We start from the raw sequence: 19,775 nt of genomic DNA, 5'->3' as shown, positions 1-19,775 counted from the left end.
GATCATTTGATGTTGGCGATCTCGCGCTTCAGGGCTTCGACGTTGCGCTCGGAACGCGCGATGTCGTCGCGCATCTGGGCCACGCGCTCCTGGTACTTGGCGTAGTTCTTCTCGTTGCCCTGGCGCTCAGGCTCGCCATTGTTGAAGTCGCGCTTGAGGTCGGCCAGCTTCTTCTCCTCGTTGCGCAGTTCCTCGTTGAGGATGCCGCGGCGGTCGTCGTCGCGCGCCTTTTGTTCGTAGCTGCTCACGCGCGGGAAGCTGGCCGGGCTGCTGGCCGCAGGCGGCGGTGCCGCCGGACGGCCGTTGCCAGCCTGGCGCGCGGGCGCCTGGCGCAGCGGCGGCGCGGAGATGAAGCCCGGCAGGTCGAGCGGCTTGCAGCCGCGCTTGGCCGTGTCGGTGAACTCGATGCGGCCACGGTCGTCGACGCACTTGTACACCGTCGACTGGGCCTGCGCCGGAACGAGCGCGAACAGCCCGGCCGCCAGCAGCGGCGCGGCGCCAGGCAGGCGGCGCATCAGTGTTGTCATTCCCATCTGTCAAGCGGCACGGCGAACCCGTGCATGAATTCGAACCAGCCCGAATATACCGCATCCACGAAAAAAAACGGGGAATGCCTGCCGGCCTTCCCCGTTTTATGTTGCAGGGTGGGCGAGGAACCCGCCCACCCAACATCGATTACGACGAGTAGTACATGTCGAATTCAACCGGGTGCGTGGTCATGCGCATGCGTTGCACTTCCTGCATCTTGAGCTCGATGTAAGCGTCGATCATCGAGTCGGTGAACACGCCGCCGCGGGTCAGGAACTCGCGGTCCGCGTTCAGTGCAGCCAGCGCTTCTTCCAGCGATGCGCACACGGTCGGGATCTTTGCATCTTCTTCCGGCGGCAGGTGGTACAGGTCCTTCGATGCTGCCTCGCCCGGGTGGATCTTGTTCTGGATGCCGTCCAGGCCCGCCATCAGCAGCGCGGCGAAGCACAGGTAGACGTTGGCCAGCGGGTCCGGGAAGCGCACTTCGACGCGGCGGCCTTTCGGGTTGGCCACGTGCGGGATGCGGATCGAGGCCGAGCGGTTGCGGGCCGAGTAGGCCAGCTTGACCGGCGCTTCGTAGCCCGGCACCAGGCGCTTGTACGAGTTGGTGCCCGGGTTGGTGATCGCGTTCAGGGCCTTGGCGTGCTTGATGATGCCGCCGATGTAGTACAGCGCGGTCTCCGACAGGCCGGCATAGCCGTCACCGGCGAACAGGTTCTTGCCGTCCTTCCAGATCGACTGGTGCACGTGCATGCCCGAGCCGTTGTCGCCGACGATAGGTTTCGGCATGAAGGTGGCGGTCTTGCCGTAGCTGTGGGCCACGTTCCAGATCACGTACTTCATGGTCTGGGTCCAGTCGGCGCGCTCGACCAGGGTCGAGAACTTGGTGCCCAGTTCGTTCTGGCCGGCGCCGGCCACTTCGTGGTGGTGCACTTCGACCGGGATGCCCATCGATTCGATGATCAGGCTCATCTCCGAGCGCATGTCCTGGAAGCTGTCGACCGGCGGGACCGGGAAGTAGCCGCCCTTGACGGTCGGACGGTGGCCGCTGTTGCCGCCTTCGATTTCCTTGTCGGTGGCCCACGACGACTCTTCCGAATCGATCTTGACGAAGCAGCCCGACATGTCGATCTTCCAGCGCACAGAGTCAAAGATGAAGAACTCGGGTTCCGGGCCGAAGTAGGCGGTGTCGCCCACGCCCGACGACTTCAGGTAGGCTTCGGCGCGCTTGGCGATCGAGCGCGGGTCGCGGTCGTAGCCCTTGCCGTCCGACGGTTCGATCACGTCGCACTGCATGAAGAGGGTGGTCTCTTCCATGAACGGGTCGATGTTGGCGGTGGACGGGTCCGGCATCAGCAGCATGTCCGATGCTTCGATACCCTTCCAGCCGGCGATCGACGAGCCGTCGAAGGCGTGGCCGGACTCGAACTTGTCCAGGTCGAAGTGAGACACGGGAACGGTCACGTGTTGCTCTTTGCCGCGGGTGTCCGCGAAACGGAAATCCACGAACTTGACTTCGTGCTCCTTAACCATGTCCATTACGTCTGCGGCGGTCTTTGCCATTCGTATCTCCTAAGTGAAAACGGGTGTCAGCCTGAGGTGGGGTCCAGCGGGCGACTGTTGACTGCCTGAACTAAAGCAGGTTCCGTGCCAGCCATCGCGCATGAATAAATGCGCAATCTGTCTTTGGAAACCGTGCAGTTTACCCATAAAATCTTTGCGTCACCTTACAAAATGAAGCGTGCGCCATGGCGGTGCATGCACCGAATTGGTGCAATTTCTTGAAGCAGCACCAAAGTGGTGCGCCATGCACTGCCGCGCAGCATCCACTCAGGGAGCCTGACATGAGCACTATCGAACACATCCTGGAAGAGGCCCGAACCCGCGCCCCGGGCCAGCCCTACGCGGGTGCCGTCACGCCGCACGAGGCGTATGCGCTGCTGCAGGCCGACCCCAAGGTCAAGCTGGTGGACGTGCGCACCAATGCCGAGCGCGACTGGGTGGGCCGCCCGGCCGTGCCCGAGGCGCAGCACGCCGCGGTGCAGTGGAACCTGTACCCGGGCGGCGTGCCCAACCCCGAGTTCGCGCAGCAGCTGGCGCAGGTTGCCGGGCACGACGACGTGCTGCTGTTCCTGTGCCGCTCGGGCGTGCGCTCGCGCCACGCCGCGCGCGTGGCCACCGAGATCGGCTACCCGAACGCGTTCGACATCCTCGAAGGCTTCGAGGGCGACCGCGACGCCGACGGCCACCGCAAGACCGTCGGCGGCTGGTGCAAGCACGGGCTGCCCTGGATCGGCGCCTGAATCGCTTGCCCCCATCGCGGGGGGATGAGTTCCCGCACATGCGCTGCTACCATGGCCACTCCTGAATACAGCGAGTTCCCATGTACAGCACAAGCATCGAGCGATCGGGCCTGGCGCGCCGGCGCGCCTTCGTATTGACCGCGCTGGCCCTGCTGGCAGGCTGCGGCGGCGGTGGCGACAGCAAGCCGGCACCCGTCGTCGAGCCCGAGCACCGGCTGGCCATTACCGTGGTGGCGGGCGATCCGATCCAAAGCGGGAGCGCGGACGGCACCGGCGGCGGCGCCCGTTTCGCCGGCCCGTCCGGCATCGCCATCGGCGACGGCGGCAACCTCTACGTCGCCGACACCCACAACAATACGATACGCAGAATCACCCCTGCCGGCCAGGTCTCGACGCTGGCGGGCTCCGCAACCGCATACGGCAGCGACGACGGCATCGGCGCGGCCGCCCGTTTCGCGCAGCCGGCCGGGCTGGCGATCGACGCCGGCGGCAACCTGTTCGTGGCCGATTACCTCCACGTCCGCAAGGTGAGCCCGGCGGGCGCGGTGACCACGATCGCGACCATCCCGCTTGGCACCAACAACGACGGCCGCAGCATGCAGCAGTTCGTGGCGCAAGCGGTGGCGGTGGCGCCCAACGGCGACGTGTACGCAACGACCGGCATCGGCACGCGCAGGATCACCGCGACGGGCACCACCATCATCGAAGGCGTGGACACGATGAGCGGCGTGTTCGGAACCAGGTTCCCGCCCGCGCGCGGCATCACGGTGGACAGCAGCGGCACGGTGTATGTGGCCGACCTGCAGCAGGCGGTGAGCAAGGTCGCCGCTGACGGCAAGCTGGTGCTGGTGGCGGGCACACCGGGCCAGACGGGCGACGCCGACGGGACCGGCACGGCGGCCAGCTTCAACGGCGTCACCTCGCTCGCCACCGACAGCGCGGGCAATCTCTACGCCGCCGACAGGTTCAACAACCTGATCCGGAAAATCACCCCGGCAGGCGTGGTCACGACCTACGCCGGCACGCGCGGTTCGGCCACGGTGGTGCCGGGCCCGCTGCCGGGCAGCGTTGGCCCGGTCACCAGTGTCGCGGTGGACAGGAAGACCGGCGCCATCTACGCGACCTCGGGCAACGCCGTCATCCGGATCGCGATGCAGTGAGCACCTGGGCGGGCCGGCCGGCCCGCCTGGCGATTACGGCGTGGGCATCACCAGCACCTGCAGGCCGGACGGCGTGCCCGGTGCGTGGTACACGCGCTGGGTCGCTTTCTTGAAGTCTTCCGGCTTCGCCTTCGGGATCGAGGTGAAGGTCTGAGGGTTCAGGTCGATCAGCGGGAACCACGAGCTCTGCACCTGCACCATGATGCGGTGGCCGCGGCGGAAGGTGTGGTTCACGTTGCCCATGTCGTAGCTGATTTCCTCCACTTCACCCGGCGTGAACGGCTCGGGCTTCTCGAAACTGTGGCGGAATTTGCCGCGCAGCGGATTGCCGCGCACGAGCATCTGGTAGCCGGCCATCGTCGTTGACGGCGGCGGCACATCGCCGCGGCGGCCGTGCTGCTCGCCCGAAGCCGGGTACTCCTGCGGATACACGTCGATCAGCTTGACCACCCAGTCCGCATCGGTGCCGGTGGTCGAGACGAACAGCTGCGGCCTGACCGGGCCGGCGATGGTCACGTCCTCTTCCAGCACATCGCTCTGGTACACCAGCACGTCCGGGCGGTGCGCGGCGAAGCGCTGGTCCGACACCGGGTACTCCTGCGGCACGTCGGTGGTGGCATAGCCGATGTACGGCACCGGTTTCCTCGGGTCGGACACGTACTCGTCGTACGCGCTGCCGGCTGCGGGCTGCTGCCAGCTGAGCTTTCCGTCGGCGCCGAAGTACAGCGTGCGCGGCTTGGCCTGCACCGGCGGCCACGCGCTGTAACGGCGCCAGATGTTCGAGCCCGTTTCGAACGCGGTCACTTCGGCGATCGGCCGCGCCGGCTTGGCGCCCTTGAGGTGCTCTTCGAAGAACGGGAACTGGATCTCCTTGCGGAAGTACTCGGAGGTCTTGCTGTCGAACTGCACGTGGCCCAGGCTCTTGCCTTCGCCGCGCGCCCAGCCGCCGTGCACCCACGGGCCGACCACCAGGCCGCTGAAGGTGGCCGGGTTGTACTTCTTGACCGCGTGGTAGATGCTGAACGGGCCGGTGGGGTCTTCGGCGTCGAACCAGCCGCCCACCGACAGCACGGCTGCCTTCACGTTCTTCATGTGCGGGGTGATGGCGCGGATCTTCCAGAACTCGTCGTAGGTATCGTGCTCGATGGTCGGCACCAGCAGCGCGCGCTGCTTGTCGGTCATGGTGGACAGGATGTTCGGCAGCGTCAGGTGCTGCAGGAAGAAGTCGTAGCCATCGGCCTGGCCGTAGTCGAAGCCTTCCCACTTCTTGGGCAGCGCGGTCGGATTCTGCGCGACCGTGAACGCGGAATAGAAGCCGAAGTTCGCGGCAAGCATGAAGGCGCCGCCATGGTACGAGTCGTCGCCCATGTACAGGTCGGCGATCGGCGCCTGCGGCGAGGCCGCCTTGATCGCCGGGTGCGAGTCGATGATGCTGGCGGCCGTGTAGAAGCCGGGGTAGCTGATGCCGTAGATGCCGGCCTTGCCGTTGTTGTTGGGGACGTGCTTGAGCAGCCATTCGACGGTGTCGTGCATGTCCTGGCTTTCGGTGCCCTCGCCTGCCGCCAGCTTCGCGTTCACGTGCGGCGTCATCTCCTGCCACTTCCCTTCCGACATGTAGCGGCCGCGCACGTCCTGCTTGACGAAGATGTAGCCCGAATCCTCGAACTCCTTCGACGGGCCGATCGCTTCCGGTACCCAGTCCTCGCCGTAATGCAGCTCGCCTTCGGCCTGCACGCCGGCGCTGTACGGGGTGCGGTTGATCAGGAACGGGTACGGGCGCGAGGAATCCTTGGGCACGTACACGGTCGTGAACAGGCGCACGCCGTCGCGCATCGGGATGCGGAATTCGTACTTGGTGTAGGTCTCGCGCAGGCTGCGCTTGGCGGCGGGAGCATCGGCGTGGACCGCATCGACGCCGGCCGCATGGACGACGCCGAAGGCCAGCGCGAGGCTCAGGGCAAGGACGGAAGGCAGGCGGGGCATGGTTTCCTTTGATTAATAAAAGAAAAGTCGCCAGTGTAAATCCAATCACCAAAAGTCGTCGGATTTTTACAATCACCGCCGGCCCCTGCGCCACTACGATCTCATCCATCGCCGTCGTCCCGGCGCAGGCCGGGACCCATGCTGAGCACCCGGAGTCGCACGCTCAGTATGGACCCCGGCTTTCGCCGGGGCGACGGCTCGTCCATGTAGCTTCCACAATAAAGGAGAACAAGCGATGTATGACGTAGTGATCGTCGGCGCGCGCTGCGCCGGCGCCGCCCTCGCGTTGCTGCTCGCGCGGCGCGGCATGACCGTCGCGGTACTGGACCGCGACGAATTCCCCAGCGATACCTTGTCCGGCCATTACCTGCACCAGTGCGCGGTCGCGCGCCTGGCTGGCTGGGGCCTGCGCGACGGCCTGGCCGCGCTGGGTGCGCCCGCCCTGCAGGGCATGCTGCTGGACCTGGACGGCGTGGTGCTGGAGGGCGAGCCACTGGCAGTAAGCGGTGAGCGCTTTGCGTTCTGCCCGCGCCGCCACCTGTTCGACAGCTGGCTGCTGGAGCAGGCGCGCGCGGCGGGCGCCCATGTGCACACGGGCGTGCGGGTGGACGGCCTGCTGTGCGACGCGGAGCGCGTGCGCGGCGTCGTCGGGCGCTCGCGCGCAGGCGAGCGGCTCGAATGGAACGCGCGCCTGGTGGTGGGCGCCGACGGCATGCAGTCCACCGTGGCGCGCCTGGCCGGCGCGCGCATGGTCGAAGAACGGCCCAGCTACGCCTGCAATTACTACGCCTACTGGGATGGCCTGGAGCTGGGCAGGGCCGAGCTGTACGTGCGCGGCGACGGCGTGCGCCGCTTTGCGGTGGCGGCGCCCACCAACGACGGCGCCACCATCATCAACGTGGCCTGGCCGCAGGAGGAACACGAACGCCTGCGCGGCGACATCGCAGGCGCCTACCTGGCCACGCTGCGCGCCCTGCCCGGCCTGTGGGAGAAGCTCGATGGCGCGACCCGCGAGCCGCGCCTGCAGGGACTGGTGAAGAACCCGAACTTCATCCGCCAATCGGCGGGGCCGGGCTGGGCCCTCATCGGCGACGCGGGCTGCCACAAGGACCCTGTCACGGCGCAGGGCATGGCCGACGCGCTGCGCGACGCCGAGATGCTGGCCGACGCGATCTCGCTCACCAGCGGCGCCAACCTCAACGCCGCCGCCGGCACCTACGAGGCCGCACGCAACCGCACGATTGCGCCGATGTTCGACTACACCTGCACCCTGGCCCAGCTCACCAGCCCGCCGCCCGAGATGCGCGCGCTGGCGCTGGCCATGCAAAGCCAGCCGCAGGCGCTGGCGCGCTTTTTCGGCGTGATGGCCGGTTCGGTCACCGTGCCGGAGTTCTTCGACCCTGCCAACCTGGGCGCGATCATGCAAGGCGCACCCGAATGCGTGCCATGACGCTTGTTTGCACAGCCCGGCACAGGACGTCTACAATTGGTCACACAAGGGGGAAACCATGCGTGTGAGGCGTTACCTGCCGGGCGTCGCGCTCGACGACGCGGTCGAGGCGTACACCCTGCTCGAAATGGACAAGGGCACGGCAGCGCAGCCCTTGCGCATGCTGCCGCCCCTGTCCATCTCGCTGTGCCTGCACTACGGCGGCCGCGTGCTGGCGGGCTACCGCAGCCAGACCGACGCGGTTGGCAGCGCGCTCACCGGCATGCACACGGCGCCGCGCACCTATGGCACCGACGGCCAGGTCGGCATCGTGCTGGTCACCTTTCGCGCCGGGGCCGTCGGTCAGTTCTTCCGGCTCGGCGCGCACGAGCTCCTGCACCTGAACGTGGAACTTTCCGACCTGCTGCCGCCGGGCGAACAGGAACGCATCGAAGAGGCGCTGTCGCGCGCGCGTGAAGACGGCGCCAAGGTGGCCGCTGTGGAGCGCTTCCTCACGCGCCTGCGCACCGAGCAGGCGGCCGACCTGCTCGCGCGGCGCGCTGCCGCCGTCATCGAACGGCATGGCGGCGAGGTGTCGATCGCGCGGCTGGCCGCGGCGCACCACGTGAGCGAACGCCAGCTCGAACGGCGCTTTACGCGCGCGGTCGGCATCTCGCCAAAAAAATTTGCGCGGCTCGCGCGCTTTCACCGCATGCTGGGAAAAATCGGCCAGGCCAGCTCGGTTGCCGACCTGGCGGCGGCCTGCGGCTACTACGACCAGAGCCACCTGATCAAGGAGTGCCGCGAATTCTCGGGCGGCTTTTCCGAGCTGCTGCCGCAGGGCGAGCTCACCAGCCTGGTGTTCGCCGGCCGCGCCGCCGGGTAGGGATGCACTGCGTGGACGTAGGGTGGGCGGGACCGCCGAGGGCTTGTGCCCACGCGTTCGCACGCCGCGAATGCACCGCGTGGGCTCGAGAGCCCACCCTACGCGATCAGGCCAGCGCCGCCCTCACCCGCTGCCGCACGAAGTTGATGTGGCTGCGCAGCTCATAAAGCGCATCGGCAAAGGCCAGCGGGATGCTGGTCTGGTTGACGCGCCGCTCGATGTCGTCGAGCCGGCGCATCAGGTCGGGCAGCGCCTCGGGGCGTTTGTCTGCCTGCGCCGCCTCCAGCGCCTGCTCGACCGCGCGCAGCTGCCCGTACCAGCGGTACACGCGCGAGCGGATGCGCCACACGTACAGCGGCGGCACCACCTTCGACAGCGGGATCAGGAGCGCCAGCAGCGGCACGATCACCACCCACATCCGTTCGAACAGGTTGGCCAGCCAGAAGCGCATGTAACGCTGCAGCAGCGGCGGGCCGTCGCGGTAGAAGCGCGCGGCCTCGTGCGCGACCGGGATCTCGGTATAGCGCGGGGTCGGGAACTGGCCCTGCTGCTGGAACCAGCCGGCGCCGCCGTGGATCTCGGTGGCGGCCTGCACGAACAGGTCGATCAGTGCAGGATGCAGGCCCTCGCGCGCGACCAGGGTGGCGGTGGGCGCGATCAGCTGGTAGTCCTTGGACGGGATGTCGCGCCCGAGGTCCACGATCCCGCGCGGCAGCACCACGTGGGTGAGGAACGGCAGGCGCCGCGTGTAGGCCTCGGCCTGGGTAAAGTCGAACAGCTTGATGCCGGGCGTTTGCAGCAGCATCTGGATCAGCGGCGCTTCCGGCGCGGAGCTGAACACGAGGCCGTCGATGCGGCCCGCCAGCAGCTCCACGGTGGCAGGCGTGTTTTCCAGCGCGCCAAGGCGCAGCTCGCCCGGCTCGACGCCGTTCACGGAAAGGATCTGGCGGAACAGGTTGGGCACGCCCGTGCCTTCTGGGCCGACGTTGATGCTCAGGCCACGCAGCTGGGTGAGGTTGTCCACCTTGACCGGGTCGCGCAGGAACAGCCACACCGGCTCGGTGAACAGGCTGCCCAGCGAGACCAGACCGCGCCGCTCGGCCTGCGCCTCGTTGGTCGAGCCGCTTTGCACGAAGCCGATGTCGGCGCGGCCTTCTACGAGCTGCTGCAGGTTTTGCTGGGAACCGAGCGAACGCCGCAGCGTGACCTGGATGCCGTTCTTGGCCAGCAGCCGGGCGTACTGGCGGCCGAACTCCTCGTAGGCGCTGTTTTCCTGCCCGGTGACGAGCACCACCTGGCGCGGCGGCGCGGGATCGACCAGCAGCCATGCGGCCACGCAGGCCGCGATCACCAGCACCACGGTGGGGCCGAGCGCCACCAGCATGTCGCGCAGCGAGATCGTGCTGAACTTGCGCACGTTCGACATTACGCGGCGCACTGGCTGCATGGACGCGGGCTACTCAAAACAGCGGGTTCCCTTCGACCGGCTTTTCACGCTTGGCGGGCGCTTGCTCCTCGCGCACCTTGGCCGGGCGCTTGGCCGCGGGCCGCGGTGCCTCTGCATCGGCTGCACGCGGTTTCGCGGGGGCCTTGGCCACTGCCGGCTCCTCGTGCACGCGCGCCTTGGCGGGGGCAGCCGGCTCGGCTTCGCGCGGCTGCTTGGCCACTGCGGCCTTGGGCGCTTCTGCAGCCGGCGCCGCAGGCTTGGCGGCCGTGCGCGCCGTCTCGGCCGCTTTTTTCGCCGCCACGGCCGCGGCCACGGATTTCTCGTCCACCTCGACGACGTTGGCCTTGGGGCCGGCCGCCGGCGCCGCCGCAGGGGCAGCCGGCCCTGCCGGCGCCAGCGCCGCAGTGGCCTGCACGTCCGGCGCCTCGGCAGCAGCCTGCGCGGCCTCGGCCGCCTTCTGTTTGGCCGCCAGCAGCGCCGCGTGGTTCGGTTCGATCATCGGCATCAGGCTCGGCGCCAGCGTCACTAGCAGCTGCACCGGCAGCGCGCTGGTGAAGTCGTAGTTGGCCGACTCGGGCCCGTGCACGTAGGCGGTCATGGTGCCGAAGAAGCGTTCGCCGATGTTAAAGACGAAGGTCGCCGAACGGTTCACGTAGCGCGACTCGATCAGGCGCCCGCCCTTGGCGAACACGTCGAAGCGCTGGTCGCCGGTGCCGGTCTTGCCGCCTACCGCGATCACCTTGCCGTCGGCCTGCACGAAGGCGTTCTTGGCGCGCTTGGCCGTACCCTCGGCTACCACGCCGCGGATCGCGTCCAGCGTGGCGCGCGCCACGTCGGCCGACAGCACACGCTCGCCCTCCACCTTGGGTGCGCGCTTGACCAGGGTCTCGTACGGGGTGGAGGCGGCAAAATGCAGCGAGTCGATGCGCTCGACCGGCTTTTTCACGCCGCCGTTGACCAGGATGCCCATCAGCTCGGCCAGCGCGGCCGGGCGGTCGGCCGACGCGCCCAGCGTGGTCGCATACGACGGCACCAGCGAATCGAACGGGTAGCCCATCTTCTTCCACTGGGCGTGGATCTTGAGGAAGGCCTCGACCTCGATCAGGCCGGCAATGCGCTTGTCCTGCGCATGCTTGCGGTGGGTCTTGAACAGCCACGAATAGACCTCCTGGCGTTCGTTGACCGAGGCTTTCACCACCTCGTCCCAGCCCGCCTTCGGGTGGGTGCGCAGGTAGTCCACCAGCCACAGCTCGAGCGGGTGTACCGACGAGACGTAGCCGCGGTCGGCCAGCGACATGTTTGCCGGGTCGTAGGTCTCGTACATCCTGGCCAGCTTGTCGTCCTCGACTTCGTTCTTGGACGGCAGGTTGTCGTTGATGTAGGCGCCGAACTGGGCCAGCGTGCCGTCCGGATGGATCGAGCGGTACACGGCGGCCAGGTGGGCCGGCGTCAGGTGCAGGCCCGACAGCAGCAGGCTCTCGGCCTCGGCAAACGACTTGCCCTTGTACTTGTTCCAGAACTTGGCAAGGAAGGTCTGCCCTTCGCGGTCAGCGAAGCGCGCCAGGTATTCGGCGCGGCGCGGATCGTCGGCGTCGGCCAGCAGCTGCGCCGACGAGCCGGGCAGCTGGAACATGTAGTAGCGCACCACGTCGCGCATCAGGCGCACGAACACCAGGTTGGTCGAGTTCTGCAGCGCCTGGCGCACGGTCAGGATGCGATGGTCGTCCAGCTTGCTGAAGTTGCCGAAGGTGTGCACGCCGCCGCCGGTGAAGAAGGCTTCGCCCGGGCTGCCCGAGTACTTGCGCTCGAGCGAGGCGTCGAGCATCGCGGGCAGGCCGCGGTCGGCGCCGGCCGGCAGCTGGCGGAAGTAGTCCACGCCCCACTGCGACAGGTGGTCCTTGGGATCGATGTGCACCTGGGCCAGGTCCTCCTTGCTCATCTGGCCGTAGCGCTCGTGCAGCTGGTCGATGATGTCGAGGTAGGTGACCAGCGTGCGCAGCTTGGCGGTGGATCCCAGGTCGAGCTTGGCGCCCTCGTTGATATCGAGCGGCTGGTCGAAGTTATCGGTCTGCACGCGCAGGTAGTTCATGTCCTTGCCACGCTCCATGAGCGTGAAGCTGTACACCACCTTGGACGGGTCGCCGTTGCCGAGCATGCCCTTGCCGGTCAGGCCCGCCTGTTCGGCCGCCTCGGCGCTGGAGAGCTTGCGCAGCATCGCCGTCACCGCTTTTTGCGCGTCGGCGTCGAGCGTGGTCTTGACCGACAGGTCGAGGCGGTCGAGGTTGTACAGGCGCGGGTCGCCCAGCAGCGTGGCCAGGTGGTTGCGCACAGCGTTGGCGGCCTTGCGCGAGACGAAGGCGTTGGCGGCCGGCGGCGCCACGCCCGACGCGGCGGACGGGTGCAGCTTGACCGCGAGCGCGGCGTCGCGGATCTGCGGCGTGATCACGCCGGCCTGGGCCAGCACGCGCAGGTGGCTGTCGGTGAGCACCTGCAGGTCTTGCGTGCCGGCGCCCAGGTAATAGGCCGGGCGGCGCTGCGCGATCATCAGCGACAGCGCTTCCTTGTAGGCCTGCACGGCTTCAGGCGTCCATTTGGGCGCGTTGAGCAGGCGGTTGACCTCGGCGAAATCGTGGCCGTACCAGACCCACATGCCATCGCCGATGCCGTTCACCTCGCCGTAGCCGACCTTGGCCGACAGCGGCACGGTGTTCAGGTATTCGAGCACGATGCGGCGCCGCGCGTCGGTCGTGTCCTCGCCGCCCTGGTAGGCGCGCAGCGTGGCCGATGCCATCTGGCGCAGCTTGTCGGTGAGCGAAGACGTGCGCCCTTCCGACGAGTGGCGGTACTTTTCGATCTGGGTGGCCAGCGTGCTGCCGCCGGCCACGCGCCCGCCGCCGCCCAGGCCTACCGAATGCAGCGTCTTGTCGAACACCGCCTTGGAGAAGCGGTCCCACTCGATCGCCGGGTTGCGCTTGGGGTAGGCCGGGTCGAGCAGCTCGCGGTTCTCGATGAACAGCAGGCTTTGCACCAGCAGCGATGGCGCATCGTCAAAGCGCGCATAGGTGCGCTCGGGGTAGCGCGCCGAGAACAGCATCTGGCCGTTGCGGTCCAGGATGTCCAGGCCCACGCGCGTCTTTTCGGGATAGGTCGCGAACAGGCCCAGGTCGGCCATCTCGACCATCTTGGGCGAGATGCGCGCCTGCGCATCGACCACGTAGTCGCGCGTCTTGAGCTTGCCCAGGTAGTCGGGCAGGTTGGCGTAGCCCAGCCGCTCGTCATAGGGACTGTCGGACGGGAAGCGGATGGCGTCGCTCGGCCCCGGCTCGACCCGGTAATGGAGCTTGCCGACCAGGTCGGCAAAGAACTTCGCCTGCAGGGCCGACGTGCGCGTCTCCTCGTACACCAGCCACGCAAACACCACGAAGATGACCATGAAGGCCAGCAGCAGGATGCGCGTGATGCGGCCCTTTTTACGCTTCTTGCCCGGTTGCGGGCCGTCGCCATCGGGCGGCGGCGCGTCGGGGCCGCCGGGAATCACCGACAACTGGGGCTTGGGAAATTTTTCCTGCGGCACTGCGCCCTGCGACATGATCGCCACCGGCACCGGGCCGGCGCTGGCGTGGACAAAGACGGCGCTGGGGCGCAGCAGGCGCGCGGCGCGCTCGACGAGAGGCCGCAAAGAACGGCGAATACTTTCCATGATGGCTCAACTGGTGTGAATCAATAACCCTGCGAACCCGTCACCGACCTGCTCGCCGTCCAGTGCTGCTGGTCTGTTCGACTGCTCGAGGGCGTCGTTTGTTTCATAGGGCGAAAGGCGTACTGCACAGCGACAAGTTGCCGTTCCGCTTGACACCATTCCACCACATCAACAGGTTGCGCACGAAACGCTGTTCAACAAAAACGCTGATGATGTTTAATTTTCGCAAAAAAACAACGACTGCGTTTACCCGACGGCATTTCCACCTACAAGCGCTGGTATTCCGCGCCTACACGGTCGAGCTCGGCGCACATGGCGGCAAACGCGCGCTCCACCTGTTCGGGGTTGCCTTTGACGCCCAGTTCGATGTGGCGGCGCGTGGTGGCGTCACCCACGCTGGGCAGGCTGAACACGCGCACGCCGGGGTAGCTCACCTGCAGCAGCTCCATCAGCGGCGTGAGCGCGGCCTCGGCCTGCCCGTACACCAGCAGCGCCCGTTCGGCGCGCGCCTCCTGGTGGAACAGGTGGGCGTAATGCGTGTCGAGCACCCAGGCGATCATGGGCCAGGCCATGACCGGGAAGCCCGGCACGAAATGGTGGTGGCCGACCGTGAAGCCGGCGACGCGGTTGTACGGATTGGGGATCAGGCTGGCGCCTTCCGGGAACTCGGCCATCTTCAGGCGCTGCAGGTTGTCCGGCGCGTTCATGTCGGCCTCGCCCCCGGCTTCGCGCGCGGTCTCGCGGATACGCTCTTCGATGTTGGCGCGACCCTCGGCGTGCATGACCAGCGGCCGGCCCAGCGCCGCCGCCGCGCACTGGCGCGTGTGGTCGTCCGGCGTGGCGCCGATGCCGCCGCACGAAAACACAATGTCGCCACCGGCAAAGGTGCGGCGCAGCGTAGCGGTGATGCGTTCGCGGTCGTCGCCGACGAACTCGGCCCAGGCCAGCTGCAGCCCGCGCTCGGCCAGCAACTCCACCACCTTGGGAAAGTGCTGGTCGCGCCGCTTGCCGGACAAGATTTCGTCACCGATGATGATGAGGCCAATTGCCATGTGCGCTCCAGAACGTCAAACAGGATAATCAGTTTGCCATGAATCGGCCGCGCTGGCTGGCGCGGCGTCAAGGGATCAAGGTCAACCCGCGGACTCCGCCCGCAGTGCGGCCAGCGCTTCCAGGCAGAAATACTGGAACCACAAGCCGGTGAACAGGAAGATCACGATGTAGAGCCAGATGGCCAGCATCGCCAGCAGCGGGAACAGCACCACCGAGAGCACCGCGCCGCCGATCCACGCGATGCCCGGCAGCGCCCCGGCCAGCCCCGACAGCGTGCCGATCGCCAGCAGCTGGCCGCGGTGGCGCCGCAGCAGTTCGCGGCGCTCCTCGACGCTGGCGTGGGCAGCGAGCGCGTCGTAGCCCATCACGCGCGCCGTCAGCCAGCCCCACAGCAGCGCATGGGCCGCCAGCGCCAGCGGCGGGACCGCGTACAGCGGCAGCGACACCAGCCACAATGCGATGAACACGACCATCGCGAACAGGTTCACGCCCAGGCTGCCGAGCATGCTGCCGCCCTGCTTTGCCTCCAGGTCCGGATACTGGCGCCGCGACACGTGGCGGGCGATGGCCGGCATCGCCACCACGCCCATGAACAGCAGCGAGGTGACGATCATCAGCGGCAGGAGCAGCAGCATCGCCGCGATCGGCACCACCATCGCCTTGAGCATGGTCAGCCCGAGCATGGACAGGATGCTGCCGCTCGCCGCGAACCCGCCATAGTCGGCGAACAGCGCGTGCAGCCAGTCGAGCAGCGGTTGCAGGTACATCCACAACAACCCGCCCCACAGCAGCACCGACAGCGCCAGCGGCAGCAGCGACAGCAGCAGGATGCGGCCAGAAAACTGCGAGCGCAGCGCGCGGCTCCAGGCGCGGGCGATCATGTTCATCGGGCCGGCTTCCTGCGCGAGAATTCGACCATGCGCACCAGGCCAAGCCACTGCTGGCGCCAGAAGCCGCGGCCGTAGTCGCGCCCCGGAACCTGGTTGCCGGCGGCGTCCTGGCGCGGCAGCTGGTCGCGCACGCCGGTGGCGGCGAATTCGGGCGTGAAGCGGGCGGTCCCGAACAGCATGTCCCACCACGGCAGCAGCACGCCGAAGTTGCAGCCGCCCAGCGAGCCCGTGCCCTTCGATTCGTGGCCCACGCCGATCGCATGGTGCAGGCGGTGAAAGCGCGGCGACACCAGCAGGCGCTCGCCCAGCCACCCGAAATGGATGCGCACGTTCGCGTGCTGCAGGCTTTGCAGCGCGCGCGACACCGACACCAGCAGCACGTACTGCGCCGGCGCCACGCCCACCGCCAGCGCGATCGCGGCCAGGTACACGTCGCGCAGCAGGTCGTCCAGCAGGTGGTTGCGGTCGTCGGTCCACAAATTCATGTTGCGCTGACTGTGGTGCAGGCTGTGCAGGCCCCACCACCAGCGCAGCTTGTGCTGGCCGCGATGGAACCAGTATTCGAAGAAGTCCAGCACCATAAGGTACAGCAAAAAGCTCGCGGCCGGCGGCATGCCCGGGAACAGGGATTCAAGGTTAAACGGGTGCACGCCCTCGAAGCGCAGCAGGCCGGCCACGTGGTCCATCAGCGGGTCGAGCGTGAAGAACACGGCCATCGAGAACAGGCCGGCGCGCTTGATGATCGTGTAGATGAAGTCGTTCCAGCGGGCGCGCTTGTCGGTGATCTCGTGCACCGGGATCAGGGATTCGAGCGGGCGCAGCACGGCGAACAGCACCACCAGCTCGCACAAGCCGGCCAGGAACCACTCGACGCCCTCGAACGCGTCCTCGGTGTACTCGCCAAGGCCGGTCACGAACAGGAAAGGCTCGACCACGGCCTGGAACAGCCAGCCCTGCACGACGCCGAACCAATCGATGAAATGCTGGATCATTTGGTAGCGCTTGAGTACGCGGGGTGTTGGGGTATGGTGCCGAAGCAGAAGCCCTTCTGCTCCAGTCCTTCGATCATCGGTTCCAGGTCGGCGCTCGCCCACGGGTCCTTGCGCGACCAGATGCCAAGGTGGGCCATGAAGATGTCGCCGTCCTTCAGGTTGTCGAGTGCGCGCTTGAGCAGCACGGCGTTCGGATAGGTCTCGGATGGCGTTTCGTCGCCCGAGAAACCGGCCTTGGCCCAGCCCACGTGCGCGTAGCCGCAGGCGCGCGCCGCGGCCAGCAAGTTGGGCGAGGTATGCCCGCCCGGCGCGCGAAACAGCGGGTCGAGGTGGCGCCCGGCCAGCTCGGCAAAGCGCGCGTCCACCCGCTTGAGCTCATCGCAGTACTGCTGTGCATCCCAGGTGAGCTTCTGCCCGGCGTGGGCGCCGAACTGCGGCTTGACCACCATCTTGCCGCCGGCCAGGTCGCGCTGCCAGTACACGTGGTCGAAAGTGTGGGTGCCGAACGCATGCCCCTCGGCCGCCAGCCGCTTCCAGAACGGCGCCCAGGACGGATCGAGCGACCAGTCGCCGCGCACGGTCTCTTCGTTGGCCAGGAAAAAGGTGGCGCGGATCGCATGCTTGCGGAGCACGCCCGCGATGAATTCGGCCTGCGACTGGCTGCCGGTGTCGAAGGTCAGGTAAATCGTGCCGTGGCAGGCCGGCGGCGTGGTGCCCGCCAGCGCCACGCTGGTTGACGCCGCCATCAGCAGCACGGCGGCGACTGCACGCCGTGCCTGCATCACGACCTCGGCGCGGAGTTGGCGAAGAACACGCCGTGCGGCGAGCGGCCGACCGGGATCAGCTTGATCACCTTGCGCGACGGGACGTCGATCACGGCGACCTTCTTAATCCAGCGCAGCGTCGCCCACAGGGTCTTGCCGTCGTTGGTCAGCTCCATGCAGTCCGGGCCGCCCGGCACGTTGATGGTGCCCACGTTTTCGAGGGTCACGGTGTCGATGATGTTGATCGTGTTGGAGACCCGGTTGGACACGAACACGTGGCGCTTGTCGCCCAGCGAGCGGAAATTGTGGGTGCCGTCGCCGGCCTTGATGCGCTTGACCGACTTCTGGGTGCGCCAGTCGATCACCTCGACATAGTCCGAACCCATGATGCCGACCAGCAGGTACTTGTTATCCGGCGTCATCACGATCCCCGCCGGCAGCTTGCCGACCGGGATGGTCCACTTGATCGTCTGCGTGTTCAGGTCGATGCCGCTGACCTGGTCGCTGCCCTGCTGGGTGACGAAAGCCATCGTGCTGTCGGCGTTGAAGGCGATGTGGCTGGGCAGGCGCGGCAGCGGGATGCGCTTGGCCAGCGCCAGGTTGGCGCCGTCGTACTTGTAGATGTCCACGCGGTCCAGCCGCAGCGAGGCCGACACGAACCACTTCTGGTTCGGCGAAAAGCCGATCTGGTAGGGGTCGAGCACGTCCGACAGCTTGCGCTGGATCTTGCCGGTGAGCGGGTCCAGGAAGATCAGCTCGTTGCCGACCGAGCTGGCCACGATCAGCGACTTGTTGTCCGGCGTGGCCATCAGGTGGTGCGGTTCCTTGCCGACTGCAAACGTGCCCTGGTCGGCGCCGCTGGCCTGGTCCAGCAGCTGGACCGTCGCGTCGCGCGAATTGAGGATCACCACCACGTTCGCATGCGCCGCCGGCAGGGCCGACAGCAGGCAAAAACTGGAGAGGACGAGCTTACGGAAACTGCGGAGCATAAAGATTTGTTGGCCCGAGGGAACAGAACACATATTCTACGTGGAAAATGACGGCCCGATGACTGGCATTACGCAGATTCGGCGCGCCGTCGCAACACAATGAAAAAACCGGCCATGGACCCCTTGCAGGGCATGCACTACAATCGCCGTTCGAACCTCAGCAATCTAAGGAAAACCATGTCCCTGATCACCACCAATTCCGGCCTGCAGTACGAAGACACCGTGGTCGGCAACGGCCCCGAAGCCAAGGCCGGCAACTTCGTCACCGTCCATTACACCGGCTGGCTGCGCAACGACGATGGCACCACCGGCGCCAAATTCGACTCGAGCAAGGACCGCAACGACCCGTTCCAGTTTCCGCTCGGCGCCGGCCACGTGATCCGCGGCTGGGACGAAGGCGTGCAGGGCATGAAGGTGGGCGGTGCGCGCCGCCTGGTCATCCCGGCCAGCCTGGGTTACGGCGCGCGCGGCGCGGGCGGCGTGATCCCGCCGAACGCCACGCTGATCTTCGACGTCGAACTGCTGGCGGTATAACGATGCGCCCGCTCCTGCGGTTGACGCTTGTGGCCGCCTTATTGCCCGCGCTGGGCGGCTGCATGGCAATGGCGGTCGGCGGCGCGGTGGTGGGCGGCGCGGTCACGGTCGCCGGCACCGCGGTCGATGCCGGGGTTGCGGTCGGCAAGGGCGCGGTCAATGTCGCCACCTACCCGTTCCGCAGCAGCGACAGCGACAACACCAAGAAGTAGCAGCCGTAGGGTGGGCTCTCGAGCCCACGCGGGCACACGCGACGCACCACGGCGTGGGCTCGAGAGCCCACCCTACGCGGCCACGATGCCGCCATGCTTTGAGCATTTCCTCTAATTTGCCGTCAATTGCGCGCCCGTTGCGCTAAGATGGCCGCTCCGTTGCCGCACCGGCAAGCCAACACACAAGAATACAAGGAGCATCCCATGAGTTTGCAGGAACAGTTCGCCCAGGCACAGATCGACTCGAAGAACCTGTCCGAGCGCCCCGACAACATGACCCTGCTGAAGATCTACGCGCTGTACAAGCAGGGCTCGAGCGGCGACGTGACCGGCGAACGTCCCGGCTTTACCGACATGATCGGCCGCGCCAAGTACGACGCCTGGGACCAGCTCAAGGGCATGTCGCAAGACGAGGCGATGCAGCAGTACATCGACCTGATCGAAGAGCTGAAGGGCTAAGCGAACACCTTGCGCATGCTCTCCGCCACCTTCGCCTCGATCGTCGGGGCGAACGCGCTGGCGAACAATCCCAGCTTGATGCGCATTGCCGCGCGCTGCTCGCCCAGCGTCAGCGCGCCCTCCACGCCGCTCCTGGCAAAGCGCAGCACGTCGCCGTCCCAGCGGCACGCCAGCCCGTACTCGCCGGCCAGCCGGTCGGCCACCTTCTGTGCCGCCGCCCGCGCGGCCTCATTGCTCAGACTGTGTTCCTGGACGATGTTGATGTCCGCCATCGGGCTTTCCTTCCTGTTCCATTAACCAAAAACCGCCATCATGCCAGCCGGGAGCGTCCAATGCCAGCCTCTGTCGCCGGCACGGCCCCGAGCGCTGGCTATTGACGAGCGTCAATGCCGACTTTGCGCGGCGGCGGAGTATTTCCGTTCAAGCCACTCGACAACGACGGGAGA

The 19,775-nt window shown here is 67.1% G+C and carries 18 protein-coding genes; 7 read left to right on the top strand and 11 right to left on the bottom strand.

Annotated elements, in window-relative coordinates; translation table 11 throughout:
- Nucleotides 1-2: 2 nt before the first annotated feature.
- Together NX774_RS20110 and glnA are read right to left on the bottom strand one after the other, a co-directional pair.
- Entirely contained in the window at nt 3-527 is a 525-nt protein-coding gene (locus NX774_RS20110; RefSeq protein ID WP_370660457.1) for a DUF4124 domain-containing protein, read from the bottom strand.
- A gap of 148 nt (nt 528-675) precedes the next feature.
- On the bottom strand, nt 676-2,091 hold the full coding sequence (gene glnA / locus NX774_RS20105; RefSeq protein ID WP_258824053.1) for a type I glutamate--ammonia ligase: 1,416 nt from the start codon (nt 2,089-2,091) through the stop codon (nt 676-678).
- A 281-nt stretch (nt 2,092-2,372) separates the two neighbouring features.
- Between glnA and NX774_RS20100 the strand changes: the two genes are divergently transcribed.
- Nucleotides 2,373-2,831 (top strand): rhodanese-like domain-containing protein, encoded by a 459-nt coding sequence (locus tag NX774_RS20100; RefSeq protein WP_258824052.1) that lies wholly within the window; start codon nt 2,373-2,375, stop codon nt 2,829-2,831.
- An 80-nt stretch (nt 2,832-2,911) separates the two neighbouring features.
- Nucleotides 2,912-3,991: an NHL repeat-containing protein gene (locus tag NX774_RS20095; protein ID WP_258824051.1), complete on the top strand. Its 1,080-nt coding sequence runs from the start codon at nt 2,912-2,914 to the stop codon at nt 3,989-3,991.
- A 33-nt stretch (nt 3,992-4,024) separates the two neighbouring features.
- Here NX774_RS20095 and NX774_RS20090 read toward each other — a convergent pair whose 3' ends face one another.
- A complete protein-coding gene (locus tag NX774_RS20090; protein ID WP_258824050.1) occupies nt 4,025-5,974 on the bottom strand; it encodes a CocE/NonD family hydrolase in 1,950 nt (649 codons plus the stop codon).
- Nucleotides 5,975-6,209: 235 nt separating this feature from the next.
- Between NX774_RS20090 and NX774_RS20085 the strand changes: the two genes are divergently transcribed.
- Entirely contained in the window at nt 6,210-7,424 is a 1,215-nt protein-coding gene (locus tag NX774_RS20085) for an NAD(P)/FAD-dependent oxidoreductase (protein ID WP_258824049.1), read from the top strand.
- Nucleotides 7,425-7,482: 58 nt separating this feature from the next.
- Entirely contained in the window at nt 7,483-8,289 is an 807-nt protein-coding gene (locus tag NX774_RS20080; RefSeq protein ID WP_258824048.1) for a helix-turn-helix domain-containing protein, read from the top strand.
- Between the two features lie 106 nt (nt 8,290-8,395).
- Here NX774_RS20080 and NX774_RS20075 read toward each other — a convergent pair whose 3' ends face one another.
- From NX774_RS20075 to NX774_RS20045, 7 genes are all read right to left on the bottom strand, one after another.
- Nucleotides 8,396-9,715: a TAXI family TRAP transporter solute-binding subunit gene (locus NX774_RS20075; RefSeq protein WP_370660460.1), complete on the bottom strand. Its 1,320-nt coding sequence runs from the start codon at nt 9,713-9,715 to the stop codon at nt 8,396-8,398.
- A 34-nt stretch (nt 9,716-9,749) separates the two neighbouring features.
- Entirely contained in the window at nt 9,750-13,169 is a 3,420-nt protein-coding gene (locus NX774_RS20070; RefSeq protein WP_258824083.1) for a transglycosylase domain-containing protein, read from the bottom strand.
- Between the two features lie 533 nt (nt 13,170-13,702).
- Entirely contained in the window at nt 13,703-14,488 is a 786-nt protein-coding gene (locus NX774_RS20065) for a competence/damage-inducible protein A (RefSeq protein WP_258824046.1), read from the bottom strand.
- Between the two features lie 81 nt (nt 14,489-14,569).
- On the bottom strand, nt 14,570-15,376 hold the full coding sequence (locus tag NX774_RS20060; RefSeq protein ID WP_258824045.1) for an EI24 domain-containing protein: 807 nt from the start codon (nt 15,374-15,376) through the stop codon (nt 14,570-14,572).
- The gene (locus NX774_RS20055; RefSeq protein WP_258824044.1) at nt 15,373-16,371 is read right to left on the bottom strand and encodes a sterol desaturase family protein; all 999 of its coding nucleotides are present in this window, start codon (nt 16,369-16,371) and stop codon (nt 15,373-15,375) included. The genes NX774_RS20060 and NX774_RS20055 overlap by 4 nt, the downstream gene beginning before the upstream one ends.
- Complete coding sequence (locus NX774_RS20050) at nt 16,368-17,153, bottom strand: polysaccharide deacetylase family protein (RefSeq protein ID WP_370660456.1); 786 nt, start codon at nt 17,151-17,153, stop codon at nt 16,368-16,370. Before NX774_RS20050 ends, NX774_RS20055 begins: the two co-directional genes overlap by 4 nt.
- On the bottom strand, nt 17,153-18,124 hold the full coding sequence (locus NX774_RS20045) for a YVTN family beta-propeller repeat protein (protein ID WP_258824043.1): 972 nt from the start codon (nt 18,122-18,124) through the stop codon (nt 17,153-17,155). The genes NX774_RS20050 and NX774_RS20045 overlap by 1 nt, the downstream gene beginning before the upstream one ends.
- Nucleotides 18,125-18,301: 177 nt before the next feature.
- On the opposite strand from NX774_RS20045, the gene NX774_RS20040 reads away from it, so the two are divergent.
- The 3 genes from NX774_RS20040 to NX774_RS20030 all read left to right on the top strand — a co-directional run bounded on the left by NX774_RS20040 (nt 18,302) and on the right by NX774_RS20030 (nt 19,329).
- Nucleotides 18,302-18,658, top strand: a complete 357-nt coding sequence (locus NX774_RS20040; protein WP_258824042.1) for an FKBP-type peptidyl-prolyl cis-trans isomerase — start codon at nt 18,302-18,304, stop codon at nt 18,656-18,658.
- Between the two features lie 62 nt (nt 18,659-18,720).
- Nucleotides 18,721-18,870: a hypothetical protein gene (locus NX774_RS20035; protein ID WP_258824041.1), complete on the top strand. Its 150-nt coding sequence runs from the start codon at nt 18,721-18,723 to the stop codon at nt 18,868-18,870.
- 204 nt (nt 18,871-19,074) lie between these two features.
- Nucleotides 19,075-19,329: an acyl-CoA-binding protein gene (locus NX774_RS20030; RefSeq protein WP_258824040.1), complete on the top strand. Its 255-nt coding sequence runs from the start codon at nt 19,075-19,077 to the stop codon at nt 19,327-19,329.
- Here NX774_RS20030 and NX774_RS20025 read toward each other — a convergent pair.
- Complete coding sequence (locus tag NX774_RS20025) at nt 19,326-19,601, bottom strand: polyhydroxyalkanoic acid system family protein (protein WP_258824039.1); 276 nt, start codon at nt 19,599-19,601, stop codon at nt 19,326-19,328. The two genes, NX774_RS20030 and NX774_RS20025, sit on opposite strands and share 4 nt — an antisense overlap.
- Between the last annotated feature and the right edge of the window lie 174 nt (nt 19,602-19,775).

Origin of the sequence: Massilia agilis (genome assembly GCF_024756255.1) — a bacterium.
In the GTDB taxonomy this organism is placed as follows: domain Bacteria; phylum Pseudomonadota; class Gammaproteobacteria; order Burkholderiales; family Burkholderiaceae_D; genus Telluria; species Telluria agilis.
Note: the sequence above shows the minus strand (reverse complement) of the source record. Positions and strands in the feature narration are given on the sequence as shown.